Raw genomic sequence first — 17,211 nt, 5'->3', positions numbered from 1 at the left:
ACGAGAAACAGATTATGAAAAAGACTATATTATCAGTATTTGCCCTCGCCATGGCGTTCGTGGCTACTGCCGAGGCGCAGCAGAAGGTATTCCTCAATAAAGGCAATAAGACAATAGAAACAGTGATGTTGGGCACTGACGACTACATCGCGTTCGGACGCCCCGTGGGCGTACCAGAACAGGCAAAGGTGGAAATCGCTGACCTGACAGCTGGCAAGAACTACGTGAGGTACAAGGTGCAGGCACGCACAGCCGATCAGCCTTACTATCAGATGTGTGTAAGCGAGTCGTACCTAAAATTCTTCATTATGCAGTATTTCGGTGGCGCATCGCTCTCGGAGATGACCGAAGCCGAGAAGAAGCAGGTGTTCTCTACGCTTATGCAGGCTGGCGGATATGGCTTCGAAGGCGTAGGCACAAAGGAATATACCATCGCCGATGGCGAGAAAACAAGTGGCGTAACGCAGTTCGTCGCTGCAGGCGAGACTCAGTACATCGTGGTGTGCGACCTCGTAGAGAAAGATGAGAAGTTGGTGCTTGGTTCGGAGCTGAAATACGCCACTGTGCGCACTACAGAGGCAGGCGTGAGCAATCTGGCGCTCAGCGTAAAGTATCTCGGACTGAACGCCGAGGGTAAGCCTGAGTTCGACGTGAAGCCGGGCAACGGATTTAAGTCGCTGCACCTTGTGCTCGGTTCTACGAAGTCTATCGACGAGTTCGTCAACCTCTATGGCTATAGTGCACTGATGTACAATCAGGGCGTGAGCTTCTCTGCCGAGCAGTGGGCTACATACGCCAGCGAGTACAAGGCGTGGAATATCGATAAGGAGAACGACTACTCGTTCTGCGCACTCGCTGTGGATGCCAACGGCGACTGGGTGAAGGCTTCTGTGGACAATGTTCACATCAAACCGGCGGCAGCCAACGATTGCCCAGAGGTGGATGTCACCAATTATCAGGTTGGCAACGGCGACCTCGCCATACAGTACACCATCAAGTCGAAGGCTTCGTCTATCAAGAGCGCACGTATGCTCGTGATGAAGGAGTGGGATTGGGACAACGCTCTGAACGAGTATCAGGTTGAGACTCCGTCTATGGCATGGGCAGACTTTATGGCTACTACCGACAAGGCTGAGGATGTAACAGAGGCGGTGAAGCAGCTTAACGGCAAGTTCACGTTCACGAGGAGCTTCTCTGACGCAGAGCGTGACTGGTACGTAGCTGTCCTCGCCGTCACCGACGACTACGGCACAACCGTCACACGCAGCACATTCCACTCGCACATCCCTGATGCCGAGTTTGGAACGCTCTCAAAGACATTCCCAAAGAAGTAAGGGAGCGAGAGACTGTATGGCTTTAGGATGTTCAGATGCTGTGGTTTTTTTCTAGATTTTCTAGTTTTTCTAGATATTCTAGATTTTCTAGTTTTTCTAGTTTTTCTAGATTTTCTAGTTTTTCTAGATTTTCTAGATATTAAAACCTTGCTCCGCTCTACACGACAATAAAAAAAGAAGTTTCGCAAGCCGACAGGCTTGCGAAACTTCTTTTTTTATAATCAGCTATCTTTTAGATAGCCGGCTTTAGATAGTCGGTTTTAGGCAGCCAGCTTTAGGTTGCGTGGGTATGGCAAGATGCCATACCCTCCTGATGTTACTTCACGACAATCTTCTTGCCAGCTACGATGTACACGCCTTTGGCGAGGCTTACGAAGCGGTTGCCCTGCACGCTACCTGCGAATACACGTGCACCGCTGATGTTGTACACCTCAACGTGCTGTGTTTCGGGTGCTACGAGGAGCACGCCGCCTTGCTGCGCGTAGACATCGAGAGAAGACTTGTTGCTCTTCACGTCGCTAATAGTAGAGAAGATATTACCCTCGTCGTCTTTCTGGTACAGACGCACGTAGTCGAACAGAGTCTCGTACTCGAAGTTTACGTCCGCATCCTTTGCCCATGAGTTGTTGCCCACGCTCTGGTTCAGTATCACGTAGAACGGTTTGTCGAACGGCCACTGACCCTTCTCAAGCAGATACGACTGCTTCGTCTTGGCGTAAGAGAACGCCTTTGTGCCGTCAACATACCATGTGAGCAATGTCGGCGTCCAGTCGAGCGTGATTACGTGATAGTCGGCTGCGTTGGTATATGCGCTTCCAGAGTTGGGCAGACCCAGATGCAGATCGTATGTGCAGTGAGTATGCACCGTATGATATGTCTTGTTCTCGGTGTCTATCTGCTCCCAGATATCTATCTCTCCGGCGTTAGGCCAGCCTGCAGAGTTGTCCTGCGGCATGAGCCAGAAGGCAGGGAAGTTGCCTACGTGAGGAGTGGTGCGCAGACGGCCCTCGATGCGTCCGTATGTGAAGTACATCTTATCCGAGCTTTCGATAGCACCGCTGATCATGTCCACGTTGCCCTCTTCGGCGATGGTGTTCTTGATGCAGCGTGTGACGAGCTTGCCGTCGCGTATGAAGGCTGTCTTCTGCTGTCCCTCAGCGGTCTGCGAGGTGAAGCGCTTCCATGTAGGACTCTCACGTGTGCAGTTGTGCCATACGTTAGCGTTAGGCAGCGAGTAGTCCTTGCCGTCGAACTCGTCAGCGAAGCGCAGCTTGTACTCCTCTGTGCCGTCTGCCTCGAACAGAGCAGACACGCGCACATCGCCGTTCACCTTAGCTGCGTCGATGGTGAAGTTCTCTTCATTCTTAGCATCCTTCACCTCGTATTCCTCCCACTGACGGTTGCCGTTGATGTACTGCTTTCCGTCGAGGTTGTGACCGTGACGCACGGTGATGCTCTTTACGTTGTAGCCTGCTGCCGGGGCGAGTGGCATAAGGTCGATAGCCTTGCCAAATGCTGTTGTTTCTGTCACACCGTTATAGTCGTAGCCAACGATATGTCCGCCACGTGCGTCGATGTCGAGCTTGCCCTTGGCGTTGTGCACGTTCAGGAGGAAGTCGACGATGTAGCCGTTGTAGTTGTCAATGTGCAAAGCGTCAGACATGCTATAGTCGCCAGCAGGGTCGATGTTGTTCTTGTCTATCTTCAGACGAGCGCGATAGACACCGGTAGGCAAGTCGTCGGGGATAGTAAACGACGGCATTGCGGTTGTTGTGCCCGCAGCTTCGCCGTTGCTGTTCTTGCCGTTATACGCAGAGAAGCTAACGAGTTCGCTGCCAACGACTGGCACGCCAGCTTCATTGAGCGGCGTTGTGAACACTGCATCCTGATTGTAGTCGATATAGAGATATGCGCCCATCTCGGTGTCGCCAGTGAATGCGATGCCCGGTGTGAGCACGTCGCCCGGCTTGGCGTTCACTTCCTTAGTGAGAGCGTCGCGATAAACGGTAGTGCCCTCAGGGATAGCGATAGCCGACTTCTTGCCAGCCTTGTTCGTAATAGAGAACTCTGTGAGGCTGTTGGCTGTAGGATTCATCTGGGCGAGATCCTTCTCGAAGTTGAGCGCGTAGCTGCTGCCCGAAGTAGCGCTTTCAGCAGCGAAGTTGACGGTTATTTCAACGTCTCCGTCGATATAGCTTGCCGGAATGGTGAGCTTGTCGCCCTTTGCGGTGTAAGCCATGATAGTGTTCTCCTGCCACTGGCGCAGTCCGTCTACGACAGCATCGCCGTCGAGTCCGTATCCATGCTTGACGCTAAGCGAAATGAAGTCGTAACCGTCCATCACGCCGACAGCGATAGTGAGGTCTTTTCCGAATTCTACGTCCTGATTGTTCAATTCCGTGTATTGGTCGCCAAGAGTTACAGTACCCTTCAATGGGTCAGTACCCTTCACCGTTACGTGCGCCGTCTCGCCATGCACGTTGATGCGTGTATCTACAATCACGCCACCATTCTTCTTTATACCATTGTTACTGATGTTTCCGCCTGGGTCAACGCTGTCCCAGTCTACCTTGTAGCGCATACGATAAATGCCAGGTTTTGCGTCTGTGGGGATAGCGAACGACGGCGGATTGATGCTTGGCTCGCCACTTACGGTTGCGCCCTTGCTGTCCTTGTTCTTGTACATGGAGTAGGTCATAAGGTCCTTCATGGCGTTCACACCATTATCGTCGTAGTCGACATCGTATTTGCCGTCCTTACCGAAGTCGATATATGCGTATCCGCACATCCACGTACCTTTCCAATTAAATCCAACCGAAACCGTCTCGCCAATCTTGGCGCGCAGACAGTCGTCGAGGCGTTTGATGTACAGACGCTTCTCTGTCTTCTGGTTTACGTCAATCTGCTGTGTGCCGTAGCTGCTTGAGAGCAGAATTGCGTTGGTGTAGCGCCCCGTGTTCGTAGCAGCCTCGTTCTCGTCGAAGTTGACGGGGTAAGCGCTTTGTGCCAGCACTGCGGCTGGAGTCATCGCTGTCGCCAGTATGAAGGTGGCGATTGCTGTGCGTAGGTTGTTTGTCATAATAATAGTTGTTGTTTATAGTCTGAAAAGGGGATAGCTGTCAGTCTTGACTGCTATCCCCAATATGTGAGTAACGATTAGTTTACTTTACGAGCACCTTCTCGCCGTTTACGACGTAAACGCCTTTGTGTGCGCAGATTGTCTGTGTGCCCTCTACTGTTCCGTTGAACAGAGTGCTGCCCTGCACGCTTACGATGTCTACGTGTGTCGGAACAGATGCTGTGAGAGTCATCTCGCCCTGACCTGCCTTCACTTCGAATGCCTTCACTGTAGCGTCGTTAACGCTTGTGGGGTCGCTTTTGAAGAATGGCACGAGACGGATGTTGCCGTCTACGCAGTCAGCCGGGATAGTGTACTCGCCGTTTACGAACTGCGAAGCCTGCACGGTGTACTCCTTCCACTGCGGGTTCTCGTTCTTTGTGCTTGTGCCCTCGAGGTTGTAGCCGTGGCGAATCTTAACGTAGTCGAGCAGGAAGCCCTCAGCCGGCTGAGCCTTTATAGTGAATGCCTTACCGAACGGAGTGGTCTGACCAGTCACCGGCTTGCCGTTAGCAAGAAGAATCTCGCCGTTCAAGCCGCCGCCGTTCTCCTCTGTAGCGCGGTAAACGTCTACGTTGTCGTTGTGGATGTTAACGAGAACGTCAATCAGCGCGCCACCGTTGTTTGTGATGAGGTTGCCTGTTGCGGTGCTGCCGCCTGGATCTACGTTGTCCCAGTCCACCTTGTAGCGCATACGATAGATGCCCGGCTTCATGTCGTCGTCAATCTCGAACGAAGGAAGACCAACACCGCAGTCGCTGCTTGCACTCTTGCCTGCACTGTTCTTGTCCTTGTAGTAAGAGTAAGAAACGAGGTCGCGTGCATTTGTTACGCCGCTGTTGGTGTAATCAACGTCGAACTTACCGTTGTCGTCCTTGTCGAGGTAAGCATATCCGTGCATCCATTCGCCTTTCCAGTCAATAGTCGGAGTGACGGTCTCGCCTGGCTTTGCAAGGAAGATGTTCTCGGTCTTGTTGAAGTAGAGCTTCTTGTCTGAGTTCTGGTTGATAGCTACAGACTGTGAACCGAGCTTAACATTCTTTACATAGCGCGCGTCACCACGTGTGTGAGCTGTCGATTCCTCGTAGTTGATCGGGTAAACCGACTTAGAGAAGAATGGGTTAGCCTTGCTGCTGAGTGTGATGTCGTCGATGAACACGGCGAAGTCGCTCATCTGGTTGTGTGGCGACTGGCGGTCTACCACTACGAGAAGGCTCTTGATGTTGATGCCGTCAGCGCCCATGATTGGGAACACTACGTCCTGCCATGCGCCTGCGTGCACATTGCTTGTAGGCACGCTCCAGAACTGCTCTGTTGTAGTGGGCTGCCAAGGGCGGTCTTCGCGGTTGCCAAGTCCGATGAGCATCACCGGAGCGTCCTGCGTAGAGTAGAACTTAACGTGTACGTACTGGGTCTCACGCTTCAGAGCGAGCGGCTCCTTCAGCTCTACGAGAGCACCGAAGGTGTTGCTGCCGTAGCGCGAGCGCTGCACGCCGAGAATCTTCGACGATTCGTTCGGAGCGTAGCCCAGCGCGTCGTCCACTGCGTTAAGGTCGTTGTCTACAACCTGCACGTTGCCCGTGAGCTTGTTGAGGTTGAAAGGTGAGGTAGGGCATGTGTCGTATGCACGAACACTCTTGTAGCTCTCTGTTGTTTCAAAGTCGCAGAGAGTCTTGTCCTGCTGTGCCACGGCTGCGATAGGGAAGAACAGACCGGCAAGGCACATATATTTCATTATGTTCATTGTTTCTTTGTTTTTTAGTTGATGGAGTAAGGGGTTTGTTTAGAACACTTCTACAGTGTGGAGCAGCGGGCAAGCCTTAGCGTTCTCGATAGTGATGCGTACAGACTTAGCCTTGAAGCCGCTTGCAGAGTAGTTGGTTGTAGAGCCGTTGAGCGGGATGATGCGCTTGTAGCCTACGGTTGTCATTGTCTGACCGTTGCCGCGCTCGGTGTATGTTACGCCGTCCTCGCTGGTCTCGATCTTGAACTTCTTCACGCGCTGTCCGAGCTTGATGTACTCCATGAGCGATACGTAGCGCACGGTCTGCGGTGTGTCCCAGCTAAGCTCGATGACAGCCGATGTGCGTCCGTCGGGAGCAGCCCAATATGTGTCCTTGTTGCCGTCGGTAAGATTCTTTGCGTCGTAGTTGCCCTTGCCCATAGCCTCGCGAGTGCAGTCGGTTGTTACTTTAGCTGTCTTTGCAAGGTCTGTGCCGAGACGCTGGTCGAGCAGCTTGCCGAGGTCTTCCATGATGGTTACAAGGCTCTCGTCGATAAGACCTGCGCGGTTCGGCGGTAGGTTGAGAAGGAATGTAGCGTTGCGGCCTACGGTCTCAAGATACATCTTGAAGAGAGTCTCAGCCGACTTCGGCTGGTTATATTTGCTCGAATCCCAGAACCAGCCCTTTGTCGACTTGGCATCGCTCTCGCCGGCAGCCCACTGCCATGCGTTCTCGTCGCCCGACTCAGCGTCGCCCATCGACCAGCAAGTCTGTCCTGAGTAGCCTTCCTCGTTACCAATCCAGCGTGCTTCGCCGCCAACGCCCCACATGATTACGTTCGGCAGGAGGTTGTGGATAGAGTCGCGCAGGTTAGGAATGTCGTAGTATGTCTGTGCGTTGTCGATAGTGCGCTTCTGCGAAGAAGTGTAGCTGCCGTAGCCGCCTGCGTGGTCGCCACCGGTAGCGCCGTCGAACCACATCTCGAACTGGTCGTTGCCGTACTTAGCAAGCTCTACGCACTGCGGCAGGAACACCTTCTTGGCATACTCGTCTGTGTATTTGCCGTTGCTGTCCTTCTTGCCCCAGTATGGGCTTGACATATCCCACGGAGAGATGTAGAAACCGTACTTCATTTTGAACTCGCGTGCTGCGTCGGCGAACTCCTTAGGAATATCTACGTTCTTGCCGTAGCCCGATGAGTTGCGTGTGCAGTGTTCTGTCGTAGCTGTAGGCCAGAGGCAGAAGCCGTCGTGGTGCTTCACCACAGCGATACCGCCCTTCATGTGCGCCTTCTTAGCCACTTCGAGCCACTGTCTTGGGTCTGGCTTCTGTGTAGGTGCGAATACTGTCTCGCGCTCCATGCCTGAACCCCACTCCTCGTTGGTGTAGGTGTTCATGCCGTAGTGGAAGAAAGCGTAGAATTCGGTTTCGTTCCACTTGAGCTGACGCTCGCTTGGTACTGGGTAGACTGGAGCTGGTGTGTTGTCCGGATTGCTCACGCTCTCCTCAACCAGCTTGAAGTTGTTCTGTGCTGACAAAGTGCCAGGCGCTGCAGCTGCTAAGCACAGTGCAGAGAACAATGTGTAGATTTTCTTCATATTATTTTGATTTGTTTAGAAATAACAATTTGGTTCTTAGGTCATTCTGGGTTGCAAAGTTACGAATAATAATTCGGATATTATTAGTTGCATGTGTTAAATTTGCGATAAATATCAAGATGCAGTCAGGGGGTGCAGTTGTCTCAACTGCACCAGTTTGCTTTGTTGGTGCATTCTGCTTTGTTGGTGCAGTTGAGACAACTGCACCCCCTAATTGCACCCCCTGATTTCGATGCGGAACGTAGAAGCTGGCAGTTGTGCGCTGTTCACGAGGTTGGCGCGTGTGAAAGGCTGCCATCCGTAGTGCACGAAGCGCGGATGTGTCACGCCCTCAGCCATCACTACCACGGTGTTGCCTTCGATGCGTGCCTCGGCAGGCTTGTATAGTCCTTCTTCCTCGGCTATCTCGAATGTCAACGGGTGCTTACCGTCGGAGGTAGAGAGTCCGTCGGCGTAGTCGAAGGTGAGGCGCACGATGCCGTCGCCCACCACCGACGCTTCCTTCACGGCAGGTCCGCTCGGCACAACATTTGAGAAATCGTAGAGGTTATGCAGAGCGATGCGAGCCAAACGTTCGCCCACGGGCTGCTTGCGTGTGGGGTGAACGTTGAGCGAGTCGCCCATGTCCGACGACACAGCCATTGCTACGTTCGGCAGTTCGCTCTGCAGACGGCGCTGGCTGTCGCGGAACCACTGCCACGGCAGACGATCCATGCTCGAGAGTTGCACATAATAGAACGGCAGCTCGGCATCGTTCCAGTTGCGTCGCCATCCTTCGACGAGCAACTTGAACAGACGCTCGTGAGTGGTGAAGTTCTGTGCGTTCGACTCGCCCTGATACCACAGTACGCCCTTTATGGGGAACTGCTGAAGCGGCTCTATCGCCGACTCGTAGAGGTAGCAAGGATCGTAGGGATGGCGTTGCAACTTCATGTCGGCAGCCTTCTTCATGTTCAGCGCAGCACGTTCGCGCACCCAAGGCTGCACGAAGTCGTTGTTAGTCCAGTTGCGCATGATTTGTGGAAATTGTGCGTCGAGGTCGGCACGGTCTACCCACGCCTCCGTCGGCGAACCGCCCACGGCGTTGCAGATGAGGCCCACGGCACACTGCAGGCTGTCCTGCAGCATAGAGCCGAAGTAGTATGCGATGGCAGAGAAGTCCTTCGCTGTCTCGGGCGAGCAGACCGTCCACTTCGTGTCGGCGAAGTACTTTAGGTGGTTGATGGAGTCGAGCGCAGCCGCGTCCCACTCAACAGGATTGGTGCGCCAGCGTGCTTTCATGTCGAAGAAGCGTATGTTGGGGTTCTTTGCCTTCGGTATGTCGCGCTTTGCGGTGGCAGCCTCGTGCAACATGAACTCCATGTTCGACTGTCCGGAGCAGAGCCACACCTCACCGAACGCCACATTATTATATACGAGCTGCTTCTCGTCGGTGCTGATGGTCAGCGTGAGGTTGTTCTCGGCACGTTGCGGACGCAGCGTAACCTGCCAGCATCCGTTGTCGTCGGCAGTGGCCGTAGCCGTCTGCACCTCTGTCTTCAGCGCACGCACACGTCGTGGCTGTTCGCCCTTCTTGCGCTTTCCGCCGTTCTGCACCTTGCCCTTCGCTGCATCGGGGCGTGTGATGTTGACCGTCACCTTCTCGCCGGCGTTGGCAGTGCCGTGAATGGTCAGCATGCGGTTGCGCTGCAGCACCATGTTGTCCGAGTAGGTGATGGGCATCTGCAGACCGCCGTAGTTGCCTAATATTGCCGAGTAGACGGTGCGTGCGAGCATCGTAGCACCCTCCTTGTTAGGATGTACGGCATCGGGGATGAGTTGTGGATACGCATAGAGCGGTTTATGGAAGTCGATGAGCTGCGCCTTTCCGACGCGAGCTACGGTCTTGATAGCCTCCTGAATTTCCTCTTGCCACTGTTGCGTGCCGCTTTCAAAGCGTGGGTGGTTGTGAGTGATGGGCGAGAGGAGTGCGATGATGATGCGGCACTTCGGGTTCTCCTGGCGCAGCGTGTCGATGAGAGCGAGGTAGTCGCTCACGAACTCGTCGCGATAGTAGGGCCAGTTGCGTGGGTCGGTGTCGTTTACGCCGAGGTGTATCACAGCGATGTCGCCCTTGAAAGCCTTCGCCTTAGCCCATTCCTCTTGAGCTATGTAGGGTCGATGTCCGTGGCGGAGCAGTGTGGCACCCGACTTCCCGAAGTTGCCCACTTCGTAGCCGTCGCCCAACATCTGCTGCAGCTGCGCAGGATACGACTCTGTAGCAGGGTCGGCGAGCGTCATGCCGTATGTAATGCTGTTGCCTACGCACGCCACGCGTGTCTTCTCGAGGTAGATACGTTTCGGCACGCGCGCGTTGACTGCAAGCGGAAGCGCAAGCAGCAATGCGAGTGTTAGCGCAAGGTATGTCTTGTTGATTGCTTTCATATTAATATGTTATAGCTGAGAATTTGATTAATCGAGTGGTTGTTAGAATAGAATAAGACAAGAAGTAGGGCGGGAGTTTAAATAAACTCCTCGCCCTTTTTCATTTGTATTTCGTTTACGAGTCGGCGCACATTTGCCGATGAGTCCTCCTTACGGCAGATGAGTAGCACGTTCTTCTCTTCGGCTACAATGAAGCCGTCGAGCCCAGAGATTACCGCCATGCGGTCCTTCGGCAGTTTTATGACGTTGTTGTGTGCATCGTCGAGCAGCACGTCGCTGTCTATAACTACGTTGTCGCCCTCGCCCTTTTGCATTGCTTCGTAGATGCTATGCCACGTTCCGAGGTCAGCCCAGCCGAAGTTGCACTTCAGCATACACACATTCTCCGACTTCTCGAGTATGCCGTAGTCGACGGTGATGTTCGGGTATGAGGGGAAGTGTTCGTGTATGTATCGGTTCTCCTCTTCGTAGTCGAACTCTTCGCCAGCGTGTATCTCGTCGTACTTACGCAGCACTGTGGGCAGCAACTCTCTGAAGCAGTCGAGCAGATAGCGCGCATTGGCGAGGAAGATGCCCGTGTTCCAGTAGAACTCGCCGCTGTTGACGAACATCTGTGCGAACTCGCGTTCGGGTTTCTCCGTGAACGACTGCACCTTGAACACGCCTTCCTCCACCTCGTCGCCCATCTGTATGTAGCCGTAGCCAGGCTCGGGGCGCGTCGGTTTCAGTCCGAGTGTGAGCAGATGCTGCCGCTTTGCTGCGAAGTCGAAGCCGCGGTTGATGCATTTGGCGAATGCCTCGTCGCCGATGATAGCTTGGTCGGACGGTGCCACAACGATGTTGGCATCGGGGTTGATGCACATGATGCGGTGTGCACACCACGCCACGCTCGGGGCTGTGCCACGCTGTATAGGCTCTGCGAGTAGGTGGTCGGGAGCGAGTTCGGGCAACTGTTCGCGTACAAGGTCGACGTATGCGTCGTTCGTGTTCACGTATATATTCTCTACGGGCACAATCTGTGCGAAACGGTCGTAAGTGACTTGAAGCTGAGTGCGTCCACATCCGAAGAAGTCGATGAACTGTTTAGGCTTGCTCTCGCGGCTGCATGGCCATAGGCGGCGTCCCTTGCCACCGGCGAGTATTACACAGTAGTTATTGCTTGTATTGTTCATGTTGTTGGTTTTTATTAGTAGATTAATGGATTTTCTTCTTCGTTATTATCTGTTATAATAACGCAGATTTCGTGCCATTATTGTATTTTTTCAGTAGCTAATATCGCCATTACTCGCTGTTTATTTCTTCAGCACGGCTCTTGCTATGAACCATGCGTGCATGGCGAGCGTTGTGAACAGTCCGTAGTGGCGGCGCATGATGCGGAAACGCTCGAAGAGTGAGGCGCGGTGGTTCTTGTTCGTCATGCCTCCGTCGAGGTAGTCAGCCACCACCTCCGGCAGTCGCAGCAGATGCAGGTGCTCGCGTTCGGCTTGCTTCATGATGCGTATGCACCAGTCGACATCGGCAGAGAAGCGATAGCGCAGGTCGTATGGTGTGGCGCGTGCTATGTCGGTGCGTGCGTAGAACGCCTGGTGGCACACCAACATACCGTGGCGGAACGAGTGCCAGTTGAGGTTGTCGGGTGGTGCGAGTCGGCGTGGATGCAGCACGATGCCCTTCTCGTCGACGATGTTAGTGTCGCCGTAGAGCACGGCAGGCAGCTTTCCGTCGGAACGTTCGTTCACGTCGTTGGATATCTTCTCGAGTGTTGTGTCGTCGGGCAGCGAGTCGCCGGCGTTGAGGAACACGACGTAGTCGCCCGTTGCGAGTCGTAGTCCCTTGTTCATAGCGTCGTACAGACCGCGGTCGGGTTCGGAGATGATGCGCACCTCGTGCTCTGTCTCCTCCTCCAGGCTGCGTTGGCGGTAAGCCTCTGCCACCTTTACGGTGTCGTCTTTCGACGCTCCGTCGATAATCAAGTGCTCTACTGGCGCCCACGTTTGGTTGAGTATGCTGTCGAGCGTAGGCTTGATGACCTCAGCTGCGTTGTAGGTGCAGGTTATGATTGTGAATTTTATCATGTCAATTAAATAATATATCGTTTGAGAGCGATAAGCTCGTTGTAAACCTCTATGTATCTCATCGCTACCGACTGCTGCGAGTAGTTGTGTGCCACCTTGTGCAAGCAGCTCGCTGCGAGTTCGTTGCTGTCAGCCTCGAAGAGCGTCCAGCGTATGCCCTCGGCGAGGTCGGCAGCGTCCTTGAAGTTGGCTACGTAGCCGTTGTGCTTATGGTCAATCATCTCCGGAATGCCCCCGACGCGGAAGCCCACGCTTGGCACTCCGCACGCCATCGCCTCCATAATGGTGTTCGGGAGGTTGTCCTCGAGCGAAGGTAGCACGTAGACATCGGCAGCGTTGTACACATTAGCTATCTGCTGCGCATCGCTGATGTAGCCCAATGGGTACGACGGGATGTGCAGTTGTTCGGCTATCTCGTCGGCACTTGCGCCGAGTATAGCCACAGCGGTGTTGCTCTTGAACTGCGGGTTGCTGTCGGCGAGGCGGTTGATAGCCTCTATGAAGTAGGCAGCACCCTTGCGCTCGTTGGTCACTTTCTGCGACACGAACAGCACGATGCGTCCCTCCTCGGGCAGCCCCATCTGTTGGCGTGCCTTTGTGCGGTCGGCAGGGCAGAACACACGTGTGTCGATGGTGTTGGGTATCGACACGATGCTCTCGCCGGAGAGCAACGCGCTCTGACGGGCTTGTGCTTCCAGCCAGCGGCTACACGTCACAAAGTGGATGTTATTGCCTTCATACAGTGCCTTCTTGCGCTTCCATATCTTGCGCGAGAGGTCGTTGATAGCCCCTCCGCCTGGCAATAGCTTGCAGTTGTGACACACCGTGCGGAATGCTCCGCAGCTGCGTGCGTAGTGGCAGATGCCCGTGGCGGGCCATAGGTCGTGCATGGTCCACACGATCGGCTTGCCGCTCTTTACAATCTTGCGTATGGAGCTGAGCGAGAGCATACCTTGGTTTATCCAGTTGAGGTGGATGATGTCGGCTTCGCGGAACTCGGGCAGACTTGTGATGTCCGATCCGGCGCTTGCCGTGTCTATTTCAAAGAGATGATTCTTGGAGAAATACAAATGGCGGAAGATAGAAAGGCGTTCGCGCAGAAAATGCCATTTGTATAGCCAATGATGAGGCATCTGAGAGACGGTGACGTGGTTGGTCTGCTTCTCGGCTACCAACATCTTCGCCTTTACTCCGTTTCTCTGCAGAGCTTCCATGAGACGGTTGGCTGCAACGGCAGCACCACCATTTGTCTCGCTTGTGTTTATGATGAGTACTCTCATAAGTATTAAGTTATGGTACAAAGATAATGTAAATCGGTGGTAGTACAAAACGAAATCAGCCATTTATGAAAAAAATAACAATAGTTTTTGTAGTTTATGAAAAAATCAGTAATTTAGCACAAATTACGTTTCTCTTCAAACGTATAATATACGCATAATGACAAACAAACAACTCACTTTTGCCTTCTTCGGCAATACTTTCCAACTGCGCAAGTCGACTTCTTTAGCTCGTGCGCTCGACTATCTTCGTTCTCGCGATGAGCGCGTGATATTCGACCGCCCGTTCCGCGACTTCCTTATGCACGACCAGCATCTCGACCTCTCTGGCGTTGAGGTGTTCGACGGTGATGATTTTGATGCCGACTATGCCGTGTCTATCGGTGGCGACGGCACATTTCTGAAGACTGCGGTGCGCATCGGCTGCAAGAATACGCCCATCGTGGGTATTAACATGGGACGCTTGGGTTTCCTCGCTGACGTGCTGCCCGACGAGGTGGAGAACGCTCTCGCTGCAATCATCGAGGGCGACTACAAGATAGAACGCCACACGGCGATAGAGATACGTACGCATGGTGGCGACTTCGAGGGTTGTCACTACGCACTGAATGATATTGCGGTGCTGAAACGCGACAACGCTTCGATGATCAGCATACGCACAAGCATCGACGACTCGTTTCTTGTTACGTATCAAGCCGATGGACTGGTGGTATGTACGCCTACCGGCTCGACGGCTTACTCGCTGTCGAACGGTGGACCAATCATCGTGCCGCAGACGAGCACGCTATGCCTTACGCCGGTGGCTCCGCATAGTTTGAACGTGCGTCCGGTGGTTATTTCGGACAACAGTAGGGTGGAGCTACAGGTGGAGTCGCGCTCGCACAACTTCCTCGTGGCGGTAGACGGACGCAGCTATACCATGCACGAGGGCACAACGGTGAGCATACGGAAGGCTCCGTTCTCAACGCTGATAATGAAGCCAAACAACAGAAACTACTTCACATCGCTCAGAGAGAAGATGATGTGGGGAGCGGATAAGCGTTAGCGACGTGCCGTCGCTAACGCAATTTTGAATTTTGAGTTTTGAATTTTGATGAAGATAACGACCTCGGATAAGTACACAGCAAGGCAGATACTGCGCTGGCTCTGGCAGGCATGGCGTGGCAATAGACTCCAGGCGGCGTTGAACGCGCTGCTTGGCGTGGCTGACGTGGTGCTCAGCCTGGCGCAGGTGTGGGCGGTGAAGCACGCCATCGACGTGGCTTCGGGCTCCGACCGCGGTTCTATCCATTGGGCTGTGGGCATCATGGGCGCACTGATACTGCTCAACTTTGCGGTGAATATCTCGGGGGTATGGGTGCGTAACCTGCTCGGAGTGCGTGCGCAGAACCGTATGCAGCAAGCCACGTTGCGACGCATACTGCAGTCGGAGTGGCATAGTCGCGAGCACTTCCACTCGGGCGACGTGCTCAACCGCTTGGAGCTTGACGTGTCGAACGTCGTGACGTTCCTCACCGAGACGTTGCCGAGCACGCTCTCCACCATACTCATGTTCGTGGGCGCTTTCGCCTGCATGTATCTGATGGACAGTACGTTGGCACTGATACTCGTTGTGATGATACCTCTCTTTGTGCTTGTAAGCAAAGTGTACATGCGCCGTATGCGCCGCCTCTCACGCCGTGTGCGTGAGTCGGATAGTAAGGTGCAGTCGTCAATGCAGGAGAGTGTGCAGCACCGCATGGTGGTGAAGACCTTGGAGGCGACGCAGACGATGGTGGAGCGTCTTGAGACGACACAGTCGGAACTGCGCCAGAATGTCGTCAACCGCACGAAGTTCTCCGTTCTCTCCAACTTTATACTCAACTTCGGATTTGCTTCAGGCTATCTCTTGGCGTTCCTCTGGGCAGCGGTGCGTATGCAGGCTGGCACGCTGACATTCGGCGGCATGACCGCCTTCCTGCAGCTCGTCAACCGCATACAGTCGCCGGCACGCACACTGACGAAGCTCGTGCCAGCCTTCGTCAGTGTCTTCACCGCTGCAGAGCGACTCATGGAGCTTGAGGAGGAACCGCGCGAGCCCGAAGGCGAGCCTATTCGGTTTGCCGACTCCTGCGGAATACGCCTTGAGAACGTCACCTACCGCTATGAGGACGGCACACGCGACATCATCAAAAACCTCTCGTTCGACTTCCGTCCGGGGTCGACAACGGCTATCCTCGGCGAGACGGGTGCCGGAAAGACAACGCTCGTGCGTATGCTGCTTGCGCTGATGCGTCCGAAGAGCGGACATATATATATGTATGATGCTGGTGGCGAGAAGGAACTGACACCGCTGATGCGTTGCAACTTTGTGTACGTACCGCAGGGCAATACGCTTCTGAGCGGTACGATACGCGAGAACCTGTTGCTTGGCGACGCTACGGCGACGGATGAGATGATGCGCGAGGCACTTATAAAGAGTTGCGCCGAGTTTGTCTTTAATCTGCCCGACGGGCTCGACACCCACTGTAGCGAGTGTGGCGGCGGACTCTCCGAGGGTCAGGCGCAGCGCATAGCAATTGCTCGTGCGTTGCTCCGCAATCGTGCCGTGCTCGTGTTCGACGAGGCAACGTCGGCTCTCGATAGCGAGACGGAGTGTCGTCTGCTACGCAATATTCTGGACGATGACACGCACACCGTGATATTCATAACGCATCGTCCGGCAGTGTTAGAGTATTGTAGTCAGCAGCTTGTTATTTAAAAATATACTTGAAAACATGCTTTTTCACGTCGCGCATCGACCGACGCAGACATCCGCACCGACCGGCGCAGACATCCGCATCGACCGGCGCGGATGATATTATTGCTTGTTATTGTTGTCCGTAGTGCAGATTTACGTCCTTTAAGATTTCTTTCGGTACGAGTTGTGATACATCCTCGCCACGTGCCACCTTCTCTCTCACCTCCGTGCTGCTGATGTCGTACAGTCCGGTGTCGTACATACGCACGGTAGAAGGTAGCGTATCGGTGTCGATGGGCGACCCAGTGCGCGGATAGATGGCGATGGGGTAGTGGGCTATGATGTCTGAGGCGTGGTACCAGCGGTCGAACACCGCCCAGTTGTCGGCACCTATGAGGAGCGTGAACTCGTGGTCGGGGTAGTCGGCGGAGAGGTGTTGCAGCGTGTGCCACATATACGACGGACGTGGCAAGCGAAACTCATAGTCGCTTGCCGTGAGCTGCGGATAGGGCGCAAGCGCACGCTGCGTCATATCGAGGCGCAGCTGGTCGTCGAGCAGACTGCCTACTGCCTTCAGAGGGTTCTGTGGCGACACAATGAGCCATATCTCGTCCAACCCGGCTTCTTCCAACATTCGCTTCGCAATGGCGATGTGTCCGTTGTGTATGGGGTTGAACGACCCGCCGTAGATACCTGTCTTTATCTTCTGCATTGTTTCATGTTTGTATAGGAGGGTGTGACAAAACTACAAAACGTAGGAGGGTATGGCATCCTTGCCATACCCACGCTGCCTGCTATAATCGTATTTTTCCACGCAATTCGTGGAACCTTAGGGGGTGCACTTGTCTCAAGTGCACCAACCGAGCAAGTAGTATTCTCCCACAGATTTCACAGATTTCACAGAACTTTTTTGCTGTAGCTTTCTCCCACAGAATTCACAGA

Annotated in this window: 11 protein-coding genes; 3 read left to right on the top strand and 8 right to left on the bottom strand. The window is 54.0% G+C overall.

Features of this window, described 5'->3' with window-relative positions; all coding sequences use genetic code 11:
* Positions 1–14 precede the first annotated feature (14 nt).
* Complete coding sequence (locus tag HMPREF0673_RS10670; protein WP_007902154.1) at positions 15–1,334, top strand: hypothetical protein; 1,320 nt, start codon at positions 15–17, stop codon at positions 1,332–1,334.
* 316 nt (positions 1,335–1,650) lie between these two features.
* On the opposite strand, the gene HMPREF0673_RS13510 is transcribed toward HMPREF0673_RS10670, so the two are convergent.
* From HMPREF0673_RS13510 to HMPREF0673_RS10635, 7 genes are all read right to left on the bottom strand, one after another.
* A complete protein-coding gene (locus HMPREF0673_RS13510) occupies positions 1,651–4,413 on the bottom strand; it encodes a glycoside hydrolase family 16 protein (protein WP_007902149.1) in 2,763 nt (920 codons plus the stop codon).
* An 82-nt stretch (positions 4,414–4,495) separates the two neighbouring features.
* The gene (locus tag HMPREF0673_RS10660; RefSeq protein ID WP_007902141.1) at positions 4,496–6,196 is read right to left on the bottom strand and encodes a hypothetical protein; all 1,701 of its coding nucleotides are present in this window, start codon (positions 6,194–6,196) and stop codon (positions 4,496–4,498) included.
* A 39-nt stretch (positions 6,197–6,235) separates the two neighbouring features.
* On the bottom strand, positions 6,236–7,774 hold the full coding sequence (locus HMPREF0673_RS10655; protein ID WP_007902138.1) for an alpha-L-fucosidase: 1,539 nt from the start codon (positions 7,772–7,774) through the stop codon (positions 6,236–6,238).
* A gap of 210 nt (positions 7,775–7,984) precedes the next feature.
* Positions 7,985–10,198, bottom strand: coding sequence for a GDSL-type esterase/lipase family protein (locus tag HMPREF0673_RS10650; protein ID WP_007902136.1), 2,214 nt, complete (start codon positions 10,196–10,198; stop codon positions 7,985–7,987).
* Between the two features lie 77 nt (positions 10,199–10,275).
* Positions 10,276–11,370: a mannose-1-phosphate guanylyltransferase gene (locus HMPREF0673_RS10645; protein WP_007902134.1), complete on the bottom strand. Its 1,095-nt coding sequence runs from the start codon at positions 11,368–11,370 to the stop codon at positions 10,276–10,278.
* Positions 11,371–11,490: 120 nt separating this feature from the next.
* Entirely contained in the window at positions 11,491–12,273 is a 783-nt protein-coding gene (locus HMPREF0673_RS10640; protein ID WP_007902133.1) for a glycosyltransferase family 2 protein, read from the bottom strand.
* A 5-nt stretch (positions 12,274–12,278) separates the two neighbouring features.
* The gene (locus HMPREF0673_RS10635) at positions 12,279–13,553 is read right to left on the bottom strand and encodes a glycosyltransferase family 4 protein (protein WP_007902131.1); all 1,275 of its coding nucleotides are present in this window, start codon (positions 13,551–13,553) and stop codon (positions 12,279–12,281) included.
* Between the two features lie 157 nt (positions 13,554–13,710).
* Here HMPREF0673_RS10635 and HMPREF0673_RS10630 point away from each other — a divergent pair, with 157 nt between their 5' ends.
* Both HMPREF0673_RS10630 and HMPREF0673_RS10625 read left to right on the top strand, forming a co-directional pair.
* Complete coding sequence (locus HMPREF0673_RS10630; RefSeq protein ID WP_007902128.1) at positions 13,711–14,595, top strand: NAD kinase; 885 nt, start codon at positions 13,711–13,713, stop codon at positions 14,593–14,595.
* A gap of 48 nt (positions 14,596–14,643) precedes the next feature.
* On the top strand, positions 14,644–16,290 hold the full coding sequence (locus HMPREF0673_RS10625) for an ABC transporter ATP-binding protein (protein ID WP_007902126.1): 1,647 nt from the start codon (positions 14,644–14,646) through the stop codon (positions 16,288–16,290).
* 109 nt (positions 16,291–16,399) lie between these two features.
* Here HMPREF0673_RS10625 and nadD read toward each other — a convergent pair whose 3' ends face one another.
* Entirely contained in the window at positions 16,400–16,981 is a 582-nt protein-coding gene (gene nadD / locus HMPREF0673_RS10620; RefSeq protein WP_007902124.1) for a nicotinate (nicotinamide) nucleotide adenylyltransferase, read from the bottom strand.
* Positions 16,982–17,211: the final 230 nt, after the last annotated feature.

Origin of the sequence: Leyella stercorea DSM 18206 (assembly GCF_000235885.1) — a bacterium.
GTDB classification, from domain to species: domain Bacteria; phylum Bacteroidota; class Bacteroidia; order Bacteroidales; family Bacteroidaceae; genus Prevotella; species Prevotella stercorea.
This window is presented reverse-complemented; position numbering and strand designations above follow the sequence as displayed.